The following is a 14,863-nucleotide window of genomic DNA, read 5'->3' on the forward strand; positions in this document are numbered from 1 at the left end:
ATCATTTTTATAGTTTAGAATGAGAGTCTGGTGAAGTATAATCTAAAATCATTCACTCAATCGCTCATTCACTAATTCAGTCATTGTTTAACTCGCGTGCTCTGAGGTTACCACCCAGCGTCCATCTTTCTTTTTCCAGAGCTGCGACGATACACCACCCATCAGGCGTTTACCATCCAGCTCAATCTTCCAGCGGAACACAAAGTATACTGCCTCTGAGGATACCTGCTCGATGTGCAGCGGCTCATACGAATAAACGCCCATTTTGCTGCGATCGGTAAAGTCTTGAAGGAACATCTGGTATACTTCCTGATATCCTTTTTCAGTGCCGCTTTTACTGATCCAAAGCATCTCCGGAGAATTCCAGTAAAAGCTCATGGCCTCTTCCAGGTCGCCTTTGTTCCAGGCAGCGATCTGCCCTTCAAGGGCCTTTATTACTTCCTGTTCAGCTTTACTTTTTGGTGCCACAAAAGATGAAAGTGCTGTTGCCAAAGCCATGGTTAGTATACTTGTGATGATAAACTTCATTAGTCTTTGTTGCCTTCGCCGTGCAGCTTTTTGTTGATCACATTCATGATAGTGCTCATATCGCAATCTTCAAAGATAAACTCTTCGTAACCGTTGTCTATCATCTCATCTTTCATGTGCTCCGGGTTATCGGCAAGTATGACAGTAGGTCTGGCATGATGGTTACGAATTCTTGGTCCGAACTCACGCACGAAAGCCGATTCCGAAGAAGAAACTACCAGCACTTCAATGTCCGAGTTTGTCAATTTATCAGATGCTTCCTCAACGGTTGCATACTGCTGAACCTCTGTATCGAAGCCGGCGCAAGTGAAGAACTCCTGTGCAAAACTGGCATTCACGTGGCGTTGCACAGCCTCTCCAATAACAGCAATTATCACCTTAGGATGGCGCTGTAGTTTACGCCTGTGCAGTTCTGTGGCCATGCGCATTATCTCTGTGGGGTAGGAGGCACGGGTGGTGTCAAAACCTGAGCTCTGGATCAGTTCTTCCGGGTCAAAAGGCAGTTGCTCTTTCGGGTTCGGGTATTTATTGGTACCTACCAGCACTTCGCGCCCGGTGGCTATGTTGCGGAATTTGCGGCGGCTAACTTCTGTAATGGTGCCAAGTATAAATCCGTCTTTATAGGCCTCCTCAAATCCGCCGCGCTCTTCCACTTCTTTAAACAGTTTCCAGGCTTTTTGAGCCAGCGCGTTGGTCAGAGACTCCAGGTAGTATGAGCCAGCTGCCGGGTCGATGGCTTTGTCTAAGTACGCTTCTTCTTTAAGTATAATAGACACGTTGCGTGCAATGCGCTCCGAGAACTCATCAGAAGACTTGAAGGTGCTATCGAAAGGTGTAACAGTAAGCGAGTCGCAGCCGGAAATAACAGCCGCCATGGCCTCTGTTGTGGTGCGCAGCATGTTCACGTAAGGGTCCAGGGTAGTTTGATACCAGCTGGAGGTAGAGCTATGGATACGCAGTTTTGCGGCTAACTCCGGATCTGCCTTGTATGCTTCTACAACAGCTGCCCACAGCAGACGCAGTGCACGAAGCTTGGCAATCTCGAAGAAGTAGTTCGTACCCGAAGCCATGTGAAACTGCATGTTGCGCAGCACCGACTCAAGTGGCTCACCGGCATCTGTTAATCTGTCGACATAAGCTACAGCAGCACTTAAAGTATAAGCAATCTCCTGCGTAATAGATGCTCCGATGCCTGAAAAGCTGGTTCCATTTACCGTTACACCGTAAAATTCGGAGCTATCCTTTGTCAGATTTAGTACCTGGATAATAGCTTTCTTCTCCTCGTGGGTAATGGTGCTCTTGATCGTGATCGGGTCGAAGTTGATGGAGCCCTTCATGTTGAGCGGCGACACTTCACAAGCATTCAATTCTGCATATAGGTGCTCCAGGAATGTATCCGGCTGCTCCTGCAGGGTAAAAGAAACTGCATGCTTCGTAAGGTCTATCTTCCGGACCAGGTATGCAAAATCAAACAGTTCGGGATTGTGTATCACAAAGCTGATACCGTCTGCACCTCTTTGCAGTGCATCGGCCGCTTTTTCGATATCGTGTTTGCCGTTGCCCTTAACCTCTACCTGCTGAATGTTTTGCCAGCTGTTGCCGTTAGTTTTACGGCCTCGCAGGTACGGGAACTGCCCCGGCTCGTGCTTTGCAAAAGGCAGGTTGGCAATATCCTCTCTGGAGTAGTATGGCTTAACATCAATATTTTCGTGGGTGTGCCAGGTAAGGCTTTCGAGGGGCGTGTCGCGCAGGTCTTTCTGTGCTTTGTGCTCCCAATCAGCCGCAGTGGCTGGGTTGAATTCTGAAAATAGCTTCTGCTCTTCCGTCATCGTGGTGGTGTAGTAATTTGTTGTAAAGATAACCTTTTCTACGTAAGGTTGTAAAAGTGCAGCGGCTGTATATCTGCAATGCGCTATACTTTAATCGATCTGCTCCATGTATGCCTGGTAAAACCAATAGCCTATCAACAGCCAGATAATGACGATCACCGCTGCCATTACATAGTTTGGTTTTCGCTCCAGCATCTGCTCTTTTGCTTTTTGCCGGTAATGCTCCAGAACTGGTGCTGGAATCAGTTTGATGGACAGCCAAATACCCAACGGAAGTATAAGCAGGTCGTCGAGGTAACCAAGTATAGGTATGAAGTCAGGAATAAGATCTATCGGGCTAAAGGCGTAGGCAACTGTGATCACCAGCACTACTTTAGCCGCAAAGGGTATGCGCGGATCGCGGGAGGCCAGGTATAAAGTATAGATATCCTCCTTAAGTTTACGTACCGTTTCTTTCCATTTCCGAAGCATGGTAGGTTGTACGGTAGATTTTGAGTTTTGGAGAAGGTGATAGAAATGACGATTTGCAGCTGTCGGCTTTTGCTACTGCTGTTACTCAGGATAGTGTTGTTTGTCTTTCTACCTAACTGCTGCTAAAGCTCAGTCTTACTTACCTATACTTTCATTTCAGGCTTTGGTGCCCTCAAGGCCGGGTGGCCTCGTTTGTCTGCATGCCGCTGTGTTCCCTCCTGCGCTTACGTGATGCCCTTGCGGGCACCGGATCTCACAAGGCGCTCAACCCAAAGGCTGGGATCGGCACTTCTTCTCAGGAGGCTTTTGCAACCGGAGACAAAGTATAAGCATGCAACGTTAAATTTCCCACCTTGGAGGTGCAGGGGTAGATTGAACACTCTCGCTCAAAGTAACGGCCTTGGTCAGGTGCACCAACGACGATTTTTTGTCTGAGCGTTCAGCGAGTGGGGGTAGGGGTCCTCAAAAAACAAAATTGTCTTGATTCTTTTGCACTCCCCTCCTTTTTTTAAGGAGGGGTGCCGCAGGCGGGGTGGTTTATCTCCTCAAGGAGAAAAGTAAGGCCCAGCCGGCGAGGCGAAAAGCTAGCTAAGAATAGTAAAAGTTATTCAAACATGATAGCGGATAAAAAGCATTACTCCCAAATAATACCTGCTCACACTTCCATCCTAAGCTCCAAGTGTTTATATTCATACTTCCACTTTATACAAACCGATATGAAAAAGCATCAACTTATACTTGCCGCACTAGGCTTTGGCTTATTTGCAGCGCCAGCCATGGCACAGCAAAGCAAACTAACAGCCAAGGCCAACGCCATGGCTGACAAGATAGAACCTAAAGTAATTGAGTGCCGCCGCTATTACCACGAAAACCCGGAGCTAAGTAACCGTGAAACGGAAACAGCAAAACGTATTGCCCAGGACCTGAAAAAGCTGGGCATAGAAGTAGAGACAGGTATTGCCAAAACAGGTGTGGTAGGTATACTTAAAGGAGGCAAACCCGGACCTGTAGTTGCCCTAAGAGCCGATATTGATGGACTGCCTGTAACAGAACGTGCAGACTTACCATTTGCCTCAAAAGCTAAAGGGGAGTACAATAAGCAGGAGGTAGGGGTGATGCACGCCTGCGGGCACGATACGCATATTGCTATGCTGCTTGGTGCTGCTGAGGTGCTGGCAAGTATGAAAAATGAAATCCCGGGCACTGTAAAGTTCATTTTCCAGCCAGCCGAGGAAGGCGCTCCTGCCGGTGAGGAAGGCGGCGCTTCGCTGATGGTAAAAGAGGGTGTACTGGAGAAAGGACCAAAGCCAGAAGTAATTTTCGGACTGCACATAAACTCACAGACCGAGGTGGGCACCCTAAAGTATAGGCCAGCTGGTATCATGGCTGCTGCGGATGTGTTCAAGATCAAAGTGAAAGGCAAGCAGGTGCACGGCGCCAGCCCATGGAATGGTATAGATCCGATTGTAGTTTCTGCTCAAATCATCAATGGTCTCCAAACGATCATCAGCCGCCAGACAGAACTAACAGAAAACGGTGCTGTAATAACGGTAGGCATGATCCATGGCGGAGTGCGCAATAACATTATACCTGAAGTGGTGGAGATGGAAGGCACCATCCGTACCCTTGACAAGGACATGCAGAAGAAGATACACGACAAGATAAAGCTAACGGCCACCAAAATTGCAGAAAGTGCCGGTGCAACCGCAGAGGTAGAGATAAGAGAAGCGGCCGCATTAACCTACAACGATCCGGAGCTTACACAAAAAATGCTGCCTACGCTGCAGGCTGTAGCTGGTAAAGACAACGTGGTGCTGATGAATGCGATGACCGGTGCCGAAGATTTCTCATACTTTCAGCAGAAGATACCAGGGCTATACTTGTTTGTGGGAGGCATGAAGAAAGGCCAGGACCCGGCCACAGCACCTGCCCACCATACCCCTGACTTTTACATAGATGAAAGCGGCATGACACTGGGTGTAAAAACCCTCACCAATCTCACGTTGAACTATATGAGCAGTCAAGGCAAAAAGTAAGACAACAAAAAAGGCGGAGCTTCATCAACTCCGCCTTTTTTTATGATATAACTGTAACCAAGACTACAGTGTATTATAATAAGCTACAATTTTAGCAAGGTCTTTACCTGGTTTGAACTTCAGCTTGTTTTCCTTCATATAAGCTTTAACCTGATCTTGCTGTGCGCCTAAGGCAGCAAGGTTTGATTTCTGGTTTCTGCTTATTTCCACAAGGTCGTTGCTATCTTTCTTTTTTAGATAGTATGCTTCTTTCTTAACGATCTTGTCCTGCTTGTTACCTGCATTAAGGGCAACGTTATAACCCGCTTTTATCACTTCTATTCTATACTTTCGCAGCAAAGTTGCTTTACCGTCCTCTATCACTTCCAGGAATCCCATCAACGGAACACCGTTTACTTTGTAGCCAGAGTTCAGGCTATTAAGGAACTGGCGGGTGCCACCAAGTTTGCTCTTCATCACAAAAGCCATCACGTTTACACCGTTAACTACACGCGCATCCGATAGTTCTTTTAATTCCTCTTCTCCTTTTAATAAAAACTGGTTCATTTCAATATCAAACTGAAATTGCTGGTCTTCCAGTTTTCTGTTCAGGGTAAAGAAGATCGTGCCTTTGTTCCAGTCTTCCGTCAGAAAAGTGTTGCCGATCGGGGCATTGGCCGAGTAGTCTACATCATCAGGAGAAATAGCTTTGTGCTGTCCGAATCCATCACCTACATAAGTTGTCATTTCACCGATGTAAGTAGGCATGGCTTTGGCAGTTTTTCCACTTATAACCTGCTGTGCGTTTGCGGTTGTAAAACCAAGTACAGAGAGGGCCGCAATGGTAAAAAGCTGGGTAGTTTTTTTCATTTTAGTGTTAGGTTTTGTTAGTATACCTATAAAGTTAGCTAATCAAAAAACAATTTGCCAGCCTTTATTCTCCTGCCATTGCTTATGATGTAATAGAAATAAGTGCCAGAAGGTAAATGCCTTGGGCGTTTTATTATATTTTTGCCTTCATTTAATGTTGTCACAACAACTTGCTGCCCCATAACATTCCATATCTGCAGCTCCACATTTTTCTGCTTAATTTTTTCGATAAAAATTTTGTCAGATACCGGGTTAGGATAAACTTTTGCATCTATTTCGTCTTTTAGATCAGAGACTGAAAGCAAAGTAGAGGCAACTTGTATATATGCATAGTCCCAATTAGTGATTTCGTACAGGTACAGAGAGCTTGTAGTATACTTGTCTACAGCAGATTTAGTACCTATTATATAGGGTTGGTTGCGTACTAGATCAGGTGCTGGAGTAAAAACAACCTCTAAAACTTTACCGTTTGCAGAGTCTCGGTGTGTTACTGTCTGAGAAGTAAAATTACGGATATGGTCTAGTTGGAACTCACTGTACAGTTGAGGAACTTTAGGTGTTTTACCGCTACTTTCAGAAACAAAAAACTCCAACTTAAGCCGTTGATTTGGAGTAGCGATTATCATTCCATCGGTTGTATACTTATACCGATCCTTCTTAACAAGTGTGGCTCTGGGCTCCTTGTTTGATTCCTGTACTATTATCTGGAAATCATAAATTGTTTGGGCTACCAACTCGTTGTTTTTATACTCCTCAACCAAGACGGCAACAACATATTCCCCCCTGACCTGAGGTGACGGCCAATTTATCTCGCCAAACTTATTTATAGATATGCCCGGAGGCAGTGAATAATTTGGTACACCGATAGAATACCCTGGGCCAAAACATAGAGGCGTGACAAACTTATATACCAGTATGTCTCCGTCAGTCTCGTAAGTTCTTAGATTATGTTTAAATGGCTTTCCTACGTAAGCAGTTGCTGTAGTGGGGGCTTCAAATCTTATTCCATTATTAGCAGTGTTTGAGCTGGGAATAATTAAAGTTGTCTTTACTAAAAAAGAGAGTTGATCTGATGGTGAGGATACATTCAGTATATATGGGTTACGATTTATACCGTTCCAAGTGACGTTAAAAGTACCTGCCCCCGGAAAAGTATATTCCCACTTATAAATGTTTAAAGCCGTGTCTTCACCTCCCAAATCGGTGTAGGAATATTTTAAAACACTGATAGAAGTGTTAGGGGCAAGGTTAGTACCAGAGAAATTAATCGTAACCGATGGGTCATCGACACTTGAACCTCTGTCTTTATATACATAAAGCTCAAAGTGATATTTCAGGGGATTGTCTTTGTCAGCTTTATGAGTAATATATCCGCCTTTAATATGAGTTGCTTGTGCAGCTGTGAAACTTAAAAAGTACAAGGCAACTGTAAAATAAAGTAAAAGTGTTTTCATAAGGTTTCTCTTGCCTGAATTAGATACCTATACAAAGAAGTATAAGGTCTTAAAACTAAGGAAACAAAATGAAAATCTGGTTCATCTTATGTTAAAATACTTGCTACTCCAGCACCAGTTTACCAGCTTTTATAGCCTTCCCATTTTTATAGATGTAATACACATAAACTCCAGCCGGCACATGAGAAGGGCGTTTTATAGTGTTACTACCCTCTTTCAGAGTATAGCTGAAAGCTTGCTGCCCGTTACGATTAAATACCTTGAGCTGCCCTCCCTGTAAGTTATCGCCCTCTATTACTAACTTATTTGTGCTTGGATTGGGGTAAACCAGCAGGTTAGCCTGCTCTGGCAGATCTCCTCGGATGGAAGTAGGTTGTTGTGCTCCGATGTACACATTTACAAAGTCCCAGCCATAAACCTGATGAACCATTTGAGAGGTAATAGTTGAAGTACTTCCTCTTAAGCCAATTATATAAGGCTGGTTGCGTGCTATACTTATTCCGGGAGTTAATCTTAAAGTTACAGCCAGGCCATTGGCAGAGTCGCGTGCTGCAAAATCAGGAGTTGCCAGGTCAAGCGTGTCGAGGTCGCTGAACTGCTTTGCGTAAACTGGATTAGTGCTGTTCGGGGCTTTCTCTACAAAAAACTCAAGCTTTAAAAGTTGTTCAGGTTTTGCATACACAGAGCCATCGTAATTAATTGTAAGCCGGTCTTTGTTCAGCAGTTTTACGATTGGCTCGTGCACTCTGTCCTTCACGTGTAATTGCATATCTACAATTACGTACCCGGTCGGCTGATTCTCTTTATATTCTGTTATCTTAACCGCAATAGCATACTCACCTTTAGCCATAGGGTTTTGCCATTGCAGTTCACCAAATTTATTAATGTGTAGGCCTACCGGAAACTGGTAGCCTGGCAGGTTTTGAGGTATAAAGTTTTGATTAACATGCTGCGGTATCACCAACTCATACGTAAGCTTATCTCCGTCTGCATCGTAGGCAATCAAGTTCGTTTTAAATGGCTCTCCAGTGAAAGCTTCTAATGGTGCTGGTACAATTGTTTTAATACTATGCCTGTTTAGTGGGTTAAGTCGTGGTTGTACTTCAGTGTACACAAAGATTGATAGTTGATCTGAGGGCTGGGTTACATTTACAATGTTAGGGTTCCTGTTAACACCCTTCCAGGAAACAACATAATTGCCTGGTTGTTGGTAAGTATGTTCCCATTTAAATTTGAGTATTTGGTAAGCGTGTGAGTAAACTATTGTCTCGGTTTTGACTATAGTTACTTGATTTAAGTCACCCATACTTATCTGAACAGAGACCTCATCAGCGTTTGAGGCCGCATTCTCAAAAATTGTTAGTGTAAACTCATACTTCAACGGATTCTGTGGATCTACTTTGTAACTGATGTAGCCGCCACTTATGTGTGTGGCAAATGTGGTGCTGGAGGCAAGCAGTATGACAACCGCTAGGAGAAGTAAAAGTCTGGTTTTCATAGGCTAAGGATTTATGCACAATATACTATATTAACTGAAAATGAGATATAGATATTGTTAATATTATCCTATGTTACTATATTAATTTAGTGTAGAATTTCTGTGTAAGAACTTACTCTGTTTGCTTGCTGTTGAAGAGGCTGGTAAATTAGAGCCATACTTTACACACAAACATGAAACAAAACACCCTTAAATACATTGGTGGCCTGTTGTTGGTACTCAGTTTAGGAGCCTGCCAGCGCACTTTTGTAGCATCTCCCGTCCTAGAGAATACCGATGTTCCGGTTGACAAAACTGTAACTGCCGATCCACAAATGGAAGCGAAGATTGCACCTTACCGGCAGGAGGTAGTAGCAAAAATGTCGGAGGTGGTAGGTACAGCACCTAAATCCCTTACCAAAGGCAGTTACGAAACATCGCTGGGCAATTTTGTAACTGACCTGCAGATAAGCCAGAGCCAAAAGCTTTACGGCAAACCGATCAATTTTTCGCTCACAACAGATGGCGGCTTGCGTGTGCCGTTGCCGGAAGGTAACATTACTACTGGCCATGTGTTCGAGCTGATGCCTTTTGAAAACGAACTGGTAGTGCTAACCCTGACTGGCGACAAGGTTAAAGAACTGTTTGATTATGCAGCCCAAGCAAAGTTTGTGTTCATCAATAACTCTACTTACACTGTTGCCGATAGTAAAGCCACAGATATTAAAATAAACGGAAAGCCACTGGAGACAAATCAGACTTATACTTTGGTAACTTCTGATTACCTGGCCGGTGGCGGCGACAAGCTGACTATGCTCAAAAATCCTGTGAAGTATGAGAAAGTAGGCATGTTGCTGCGCGATGCTATCCTGCAGCAGATCAGGCAGCTAACTGCTGAAGGCAAGCCGGTAACAGCAGAAGTACAGAACCGTGTCACCATCCTCCCTTAAAGTATAAATCACCATGAAAAGAAGAGATTTTTTAAGAACAACAGCAGTAGGGGCGGCTGGTATAAGCTTGCTTGGAGTGCCTTTTTCAGCTGTAGCTGCACAAAGTATAACCCTCACCATTCTCCATACCAACGACCAGCATTCCCGCATCGATCCTATTCCGGACGATGGACGCAAACACGGGGGCATGGGCGGTATGGCAAGGCGTAAAACCCTAATAGAGCAGATTCGCAAAGAAGAACCAAACGTGTTGCTGCTTGATAGTGGCGACATATGGCAAGGCACACCATACTTTAACTTTTTTGGCGGAGAACTGGAGTACAAGCTGATGAGTGAGATGAAGTATGATGCTGCCACGCTGGGCAACCACGATTTTGACAATGGTTTAGTGGGACTGGAGAAAATGCTGCCACATGCGGCTTTCCCGTTCGTGTCTGCTAATTACGATTTCTCTAAAACTATACTTGAAAACCGCTTCGAACCATACAAGATCTTCGAGAAGCAGGGCGTGCGCATTGGCGTTTTTGGCCTGGGCATAGAATTGGACGGTCTGGTGAGCAAAAGTATGTACGGCGAAACCGTTTACAACGATCCGGTAGCTGTAGCCAGGGAAATGGTGCAGGAATTGCGCGATAAACAAAAATGTAACCTTATTGTCTGTCTTTCACATTTAGGTTACAAATATAGCAGCGATAAAATCGACGATATGAAGCTTGCGCAACAGGTAGATGGAATCGACCTTATACTTGGTGGCCATACCCATACTTTCCTGGATGAGCCTACTGTTGTGCAGCATAGCAACGGCCACGAAACGCTTGTAAACCAGGTGGGTTGGTCTGGTATTTTCCTGGGCCGCATCGACTTCTCGTTTAACAAAAGCTCCAAGAAAAAGACAGATGTGAGAACCGCAGTTTTACCGGTAAACACACCTGTAACAACTTCGTGAAAAAATAATTTTTTGTTTACATATATTTAAGCAAATTTGTAACCCCCTGCCGACAAAAGGAGGTTGGTTTCACCAAACTAATCTTAGTGAGTTTTGGAAAATTGGATGATTAAAGATTGTACGACTGTATGGAGTAACTGCCTGCAGGTGATCAAGGAAAACATTGGCGAACAAAGTTTTAAGACTTGGTTTGAGCCAATAAAGCCTATATCACTGCGTGACAGCGTGCTTACGATACAAGTGCCTAGCCAGTTCTTTTACGAGTGGCTGGAGGAGCACTATGTGCAGTTACTTAAGAAAGTCATTTACCAGGAGCTTGGCAGTGAGGGTAGGTTGGAATACTCCATTATTGTGGACCGTGGCAACGAGGCTAATAAACCGCAGACGGTAAACATCCCGACCAAAAAAATACCACAGGCAGTTGTAAATTCTTATAAGCCAGAGCAAAGCTTTATCAAAAGTCCGTTCGAGTCGAAGACGATTGACCGTAACTTCCTGAACTCGCAGCTGAACCCGGCTTATACTTTTGAGAACTACATCGAGGGTGACTGTAACCGCTTGGCTCGCTCTGCAGGTTATGCCGTAGCAAACAAACCGGGTACAACATCTTTCAACCCACTAATGGTTTATGGCGGTGTAGGATTGGGTAAAACGCACCTGGTACAGGCCATTGGTAACCAGATCAAAAACAGCAATCCAGAGAAGTTTGTACTCTACGTTTCGTCAGAGAAATTCGTGAACCAGTTCATCGAGTCCCTGAAAACGAACAACGTGCAGGACTTTGCTAACTTCTATTTGCTGGTGGATATCCTGATCATCGACGACGTACAGTTTTTGAGCGGTAAGGAGAAGACGCAGGAGATGTTCTTCCACATCTTCAACCACCTGCACCAGTCCGGCAAACAGATCGTGATGACCTCCGACTGTCCGCCACGCGACCTGAAAGGCCTTGAGGAGCGTCTGTTGTCCCGCTTTAAGTGGGGCTTAACCGCCGACTTGCAAAGCCCGGATTTTGAAACTCGTATGGCCATCATCCAGAAAAAGATGCAGGGCGACGGTATTGATATTCCGGATAACGTGGTAGAGTACCTGGCTTACAGCGTAGACACCAACGTGCGTGAGCTGGAAGGCGTGCTGATTTCATTGATCGCGCAGTCGTCGCTTAACCGTAAGGAAATTGACCTGGAGCTTGCCAAGCAGGCCCTGAAACATATTATAGAGGATGTGGAAACAGAGGTTAACCTCGACTTCATCCAGAAAACTGTAGCCGAGTACTTCCAAGTAAGCCTTGACTCTCTGAAAGCTAAAACGCGTAAAAAAGAGATCGTAACGGCTCGCCAGGTGGCGATGTACTTTGCCAAGGAGTTTACCAGCCATTCGCTTAAGTCTATCGGTTACCACTTCGGCGGCCGCGACCACAGTACGGTAATTCACTCAGTACAAACCGTATCCGACCTGATCGACACAGATAAGAAATTTAAAGCCAGCATTCAGGAGCTTCAGAAGAAGTTTAAGTCCAAAGCTGGTTAAGAAGTATAAAATATAAAAAGAGAGCGGGCCATACTTTGCAAAGTATGGCCCGCTCTCTTTTTATAACAACAAATAATTTACGGCCGGTTGGCAGTAGACTCCGAAAGAGCAAAGCCATTTAAAGCGGCCATGTCTTTTATCTTATTCTTAATCTTATCCAGATCTCGTTTTTTGCGCACTTGCTTCAGGTCCAGGTATACTTTTGTGCTGTCTTTTAAAGTAACTCTCAAGGCATAAGGCGATATATGCACAGCTGCGATATCAGGTATAGCGAAGATATGCTTCGTACGGAAAACGCCATACTTCTGCACAATGTACTGCGGCGTAACTTCAATGTAAGACTGCACCCCGAAAACAGAAGTGTTTTGCAGCACCACATAACCAAAGAAAACGAGGGCCAAGGCAAAGAAAACATAGTACAGGTAGTTTGCTCCGTCCGTGCCATCATCGGTTACGAGCAGCATAACAGACCATGCCAGCCAGAAAAGAGTAAGTATAATTTGTACAGTAAAAGAGAGTTTTGCACTTTTTGTTGGGCTTAGCTGCACAATTAACGAGGTTCGTGCATTACTACTACCGGGTACTGCCATGTTCTGGTGGTTAGGTTAAACATAAGATGCTATCTCATAACATACTTGTTGCAATATAATAATTTATTCAATTAAAGTAGCCTTAACATTAACCTCCGGTATGGCTTTCAGTGCTTTAGAAATTGGGCAATTCTCTTTTGACTTCTTAGCCAACTCCTGTAGCTTGTCGTTATCCAGGTCAGGCACTTTTGCCTCTACGTTCAGGTCTATTCGCTCTACTAGGGCTGCTCCGTCTTTTTCTCCCAGTATTACAGTTGCTTTAGCGTGTATGTAATCTGGCGTATAATTTTCCTTACCCAGCAAAGCACTCAAAAACATGGAGTAGCACCCGGAAAGTGCTGCGCCTATCAACTCTTCCGGCGTAGTGCCGTTTCTCTCGTTGCCAAAGCGCGTACCATAGCTGTAGGCAGATTCTATAGTGCCGTTTCCGGTTTTAATGTTACCTGAGCCATCTTTCAATCCTTTTTTCCAGGTGGCTTCTGCGTGGTGTTCTCTCATAGTTAATATTGGTTTATGGTTTCTCACCTTAATAGTGCTAATAGCCTCCAGATGTTACACCCAAGTATAAAATTAAGTACCAACACCACCGAAAATAGAAGATGATATGGCAATACTGGTTAATCTGGCTATATTTACCATCAGACAAAAACTGACTGTATGGGTGTAAAAGCATTGTTGAGTAAACCACTTGCTGCCTACGTGCATAAAAAGCACTTGCGCTGGATGGAGAATCCGGTGGAAGCACAGCAAGCGGTTTTCAGGAAAATCATTGACAAAGCTCAGAACACCCTGTTTGGACGCGACCATAAATTCAGCGGTATTAAAACGCATGCTGATTTTGTGAAGGCTGTGCCGGTGCGCGACTACGAAGGCCTGAACCAGTACTTTAACAAAGTAAAAGAAGGGGAGAGGGATGTGCTGTGGCCTGGTACCCCACTCTACCTCGCCAAAACATCCGGCACCACCTCTGGCACCAAGTATATTCCGATATCAAAGGATTCTATCTCGAACCACATAGACGGTGCCCGCGATGCATTATTAGCTTATGTGTACGAAACAGGCAAGTCTGCTTTTCTGGACGGTAAAATGATCTTTTTGTCAGGAAGCCCTGAACTTGATGAGGTGGCAGGTGTAAAAACAGGCCGCTTGTCGGGCATTGCCAATCATCATGTGCCGGGTTATCTGCGCACAAATCAGCTGCCAAGCTACCAAACTAACATTATAGAAGACTGGGAGAGCAAGCTGGATGAAATCATCGAAGAGACCATAGACCAGGACATGACTCTGATCTCAGGTATTCCGCCATGGGTGCAGATGTACTTTGATAAGCTGATCCGGCAGACTGGTAAAAAGGTAAAAGACATTTTCCCGAATTTTAGCCTGTTTGTGTACGGTGGCGTAAACTTTGATCCTTACCGCAAAAAGCTATTCGAGTCTATTGGCAAAGAGGTGGACTCTATTGAGCTGTTCCCGGCCTCCGAAGGTTTTTTTGCTTACCAAAACGAGCAAAATGACCCAAGCCTCTTACTGCTGCTGGATACCGGCATTTTCTATGAGTTTATACCTGTGTCTGAGTACTTCAACGATAACCCTACCCGCTTAACGATAGGCGAAGTAGAAGTTGGGGTAAACTATGCTTTAGTTGTAAGTAGCAACGCAGGGCTTTGGGCTTATTCTATTGGCGATACGGTTAAATTTACCTCGGTAAAACCATACAAACTAGTGGTGTCGGGTCGCATAAAGCATTACATTTCTGCGTTTGGAGAGCATGTAATCGGAGAGGAAGTAGAGAAGGCAATGAACGCTACGGTTGGCTTGTTCCCGGAAGTGGAGCTGACGGAGTTTACTGTAGCCCCTTACGTGAGCCAGGACCATGGTGCTTCCTATCATGAGTGGCTGGTAGAGTTTGCCAAGCCGCCGCTTAATGCCAGTGCCTTTTCCGAAGAACTCGACAAACAGCTTTGCAAACTGAATACGTATTACAACGATCTAATCACCGGAAACATTCTGCAAAAGCTAAAGCTAACGCAGCTTGCCAGAGGCTCGTTCAGGAACTACATGAAATCGCAGGGGAAACTAGGTGGCCAAAACAAAGTGCCGCGCCTGAGCAACGACAGAAAGTTAGCTGATGGACTGCTTGAAGCTAAATAAAATATTAAACAGCATCATTATTACGAGTCAGGCAAAGGGTAATTTCAACTCG

General features: G+C 44.8%; 13 protein-coding genes. 5 read left to right on the forward strand and 8 right to left on the reverse strand.

What is annotated here, in order from left to right:
* Positions 1 to 87 precede the first annotated feature (87 nt).
* From H8S84_RS09890 to H8S84_RS09900, 3 genes are all read right to left on the reverse strand, one after another.
* A complete protein-coding gene (locus H8S84_RS09890) occupies positions 88 to 528 on the reverse strand; it encodes a YybH family protein (RefSeq protein WP_187067151.1) in 441 nt (146 codons plus the stop codon).
* Positions 528 to 2,357, reverse strand: a complete 1,830-nt coding sequence (locus tag H8S84_RS09895; protein WP_187067152.1) for a methylmalonyl-CoA mutase subunit beta — start codon at positions 2,355 to 2,357, stop codon at positions 528 to 530. Before H8S84_RS09895 ends, H8S84_RS09890 begins: the two co-directional genes overlap by 1 nt.
* 90 nt (positions 2,358 to 2,447) lie before the next feature.
* The gene (locus tag H8S84_RS09900) at positions 2,448 to 2,828 is read right to left on the reverse strand and encodes a YkvA family protein (RefSeq protein WP_187067153.1); all 381 of its coding nucleotides are present in this window, start codon (positions 2,826 to 2,828) and stop codon (positions 2,448 to 2,450) included.
* 716 nt (positions 2,829 to 3,544) lie between these two features.
* Between H8S84_RS09900 and H8S84_RS09905 the strand changes: the two genes are divergently transcribed.
* The gene (locus H8S84_RS09905; RefSeq protein WP_187067154.1) at positions 3,545 to 4,864 is read left to right on the forward strand and encodes an amidohydrolase; all 1,320 of its coding nucleotides are present in this window, start codon (positions 3,545 to 3,547) and stop codon (positions 4,862 to 4,864) included.
* 63 nt (positions 4,865 to 4,927) lie between these two features.
* Here the strand turns inward: H8S84_RS09905 and H8S84_RS09910 are convergent, their stop codons facing one another.
* From H8S84_RS09910 to H8S84_RS09920, 3 genes are all read right to left on the reverse strand, one after another.
* Positions 4,928 to 5,713 carry a hypothetical protein gene (locus H8S84_RS09910; RefSeq protein WP_187067155.1) on the reverse strand — a complete coding sequence of 262 codons (786 nt, stop codon included), beginning with the start codon at positions 5,711 to 5,713 and terminating at the stop codon, positions 4,928 to 4,930.
* 38 nt (positions 5,714 to 5,751) lie between these two features.
* Positions 5,752 to 7,167, reverse strand: a complete 1,416-nt coding sequence (locus tag H8S84_RS09915; protein ID WP_187067156.1) for a T9SS type A sorting domain-containing protein — start codon at positions 7,165 to 7,167, stop codon at positions 5,752 to 5,754.
* A gap of 103 nt (positions 7,168 to 7,270) precedes the next feature.
* Positions 7,271 to 8,665, reverse strand: a complete 1,395-nt coding sequence (locus H8S84_RS09920; RefSeq protein WP_187067157.1) for a T9SS type A sorting domain-containing protein — start codon at positions 8,663 to 8,665, stop codon at positions 7,271 to 7,273.
* Positions 8,666 to 8,838: 173 nt separating this feature from the next.
* On the opposite strand from H8S84_RS09920, the gene H8S84_RS09925 reads away from it, so the two are divergent.
* The 3 genes from H8S84_RS09925 (at position 8,839) to dnaA (ending at position 12,070) form a co-directional block, all read left to right on the forward strand.
* Entirely contained in the window at positions 8,839 to 9,594 is a 756-nt protein-coding gene (locus H8S84_RS09925) for a 5'-nucleotidase C-terminal domain-containing protein (RefSeq protein WP_187067158.1), read from the forward strand.
* Between the two features lie 13 nt (positions 9,595 to 9,607).
* Positions 9,608 to 10,540, forward strand: a complete 933-nt coding sequence (locus H8S84_RS09930) for a bifunctional metallophosphatase/5'-nucleotidase (RefSeq protein ID WP_187067159.1) — start codon at positions 9,608 to 9,610, stop codon at positions 10,538 to 10,540.
* A 105-nt stretch (positions 10,541 to 10,645) separates the two neighbouring features.
* Positions 10,646 to 12,070, forward strand: a complete 1,425-nt coding sequence (gene dnaA / locus H8S84_RS09935; RefSeq protein WP_187067160.1) for a chromosomal replication initiator protein DnaA — start codon at positions 10,646 to 10,648, stop codon at positions 12,068 to 12,070.
* A gap of 77 nt (positions 12,071 to 12,147) precedes the next feature.
* On the opposite strand, the gene H8S84_RS09940 is transcribed toward dnaA, so the two are convergent.
* On the reverse strand, positions 12,148 to 12,660 hold the full coding sequence (locus H8S84_RS09940; protein ID WP_187067161.1) for a hypothetical protein: 513 nt from the start codon (positions 12,658 to 12,660) through the stop codon (positions 12,148 to 12,150).
* Positions 12,661 to 12,723: 63 nt separating this feature from the next.
* Positions 12,724 to 13,158: an OsmC family peroxiredoxin gene (locus H8S84_RS09945; protein WP_187067162.1), complete on the reverse strand. Its 435-nt coding sequence runs from the start codon at positions 13,156 to 13,158 to the stop codon at positions 12,724 to 12,726.
* A 159-nt stretch (positions 13,159 to 13,317) separates the two neighbouring features.
* Here H8S84_RS09945 and H8S84_RS09950 point away from each other — a divergent pair, with 159 nt between their 5' ends.
* Entirely contained in the window at positions 13,318 to 14,811 is a 1,494-nt protein-coding gene (locus H8S84_RS09950; RefSeq protein ID WP_187067163.1) for a GH3 auxin-responsive promoter family protein, read from the forward strand.
* Positions 14,812 to 14,863 lie beyond the last annotated feature (52 nt).

This window comes from Pontibacter cellulosilyticus, from assembly GCF_014306105.1.
In the GTDB taxonomy this organism is placed as follows: domain Bacteria; phylum Bacteroidota; class Bacteroidia; order Cytophagales; family Hymenobacteraceae; genus Pontibacter; species Pontibacter cellulosilyticus.

Excerpts from the sequence above, each read along its gene's own strand:
- H8S84_RS09920 (WP_187067157.1), bottom strand. The coding sequence starts at position 8,665 with ATGAAAACCAGACTTTTACTTCTCCTAGCGGTTGTCATACTGCTTGCC.
- H8S84_RS09915 (WP_187067156.1), bottom strand. The coding sequence starts at position 7,167 with ATGAAAACACTTTTACTTTATTTTACAGTTGCCTTGTACTTTTTAAGT.
- H8S84_RS09905 (WP_187067154.1), top strand. The coding sequence starts at position 3,545 with ATGAAAAAGCATCAACTTATACTTGCCGCACTAGGCTTTGGCTTATTT.
- H8S84_RS09900 (WP_187067153.1), bottom strand. The coding sequence starts at position 2,828 with ATGCTTCGGAAATGGAAAGAAACGGTACGTAAACTTAAGGAGGATATC.
- dnaA (WP_187067160.1), top strand. The coding sequence starts at position 10,646 with ATGATTAAAGATTGTACGACTGTATGGAGTAACTGCCTGCAGGTGATC.
- H8S84_RS09945 (WP_187067162.1), bottom strand. The coding sequence starts at position 13,158 with ATGAGAGAACACCACGCAGAAGCCACCTGGAAAAAAGGATTGAAAGAT.
- H8S84_RS09925 (WP_187067158.1), top strand. The coding sequence starts at position 8,839 with ATGAAACAAAACACCCTTAAATACATTGGTGGCCTGTTGTTGGTACTC.
- H8S84_RS09910 (WP_187067155.1), bottom strand. The coding sequence starts at position 5,713 with ATGAAAAAAACTACCCAGCTTTTTACCATTGCGGCCCTCTCTGTACTT.
- H8S84_RS09890 (WP_187067151.1), bottom strand. The coding sequence starts at position 528 with ATGAAGTTTATCATCACAAGTATACTAACCATGGCTTTGGCAACAGCA.
- H8S84_RS09895 (WP_187067152.1), bottom strand. The coding sequence starts at position 2,357 with ATGACGGAAGAGCAGAAGCTATTTTCAGAATTCAACCCAGCCACTGCG.
- H8S84_RS09950 (WP_187067163.1), top strand. The coding sequence starts at position 13,318 with ATGGGTGTAAAAGCATTGTTGAGTAAACCACTTGCTGCCTACGTGCAT.
- H8S84_RS09940 (WP_187067161.1), bottom strand. The coding sequence starts at position 12,660 with ATGGCAGTACCCGGTAGTAGTAATGCACGAACCTCGTTAATTGTGCAG.
- H8S84_RS09930 (WP_187067159.1), top strand. The coding sequence starts at position 9,608 with ATGAAAAGAAGAGATTTTTTAAGAACAACAGCAGTAGGGGCGGCTGGT.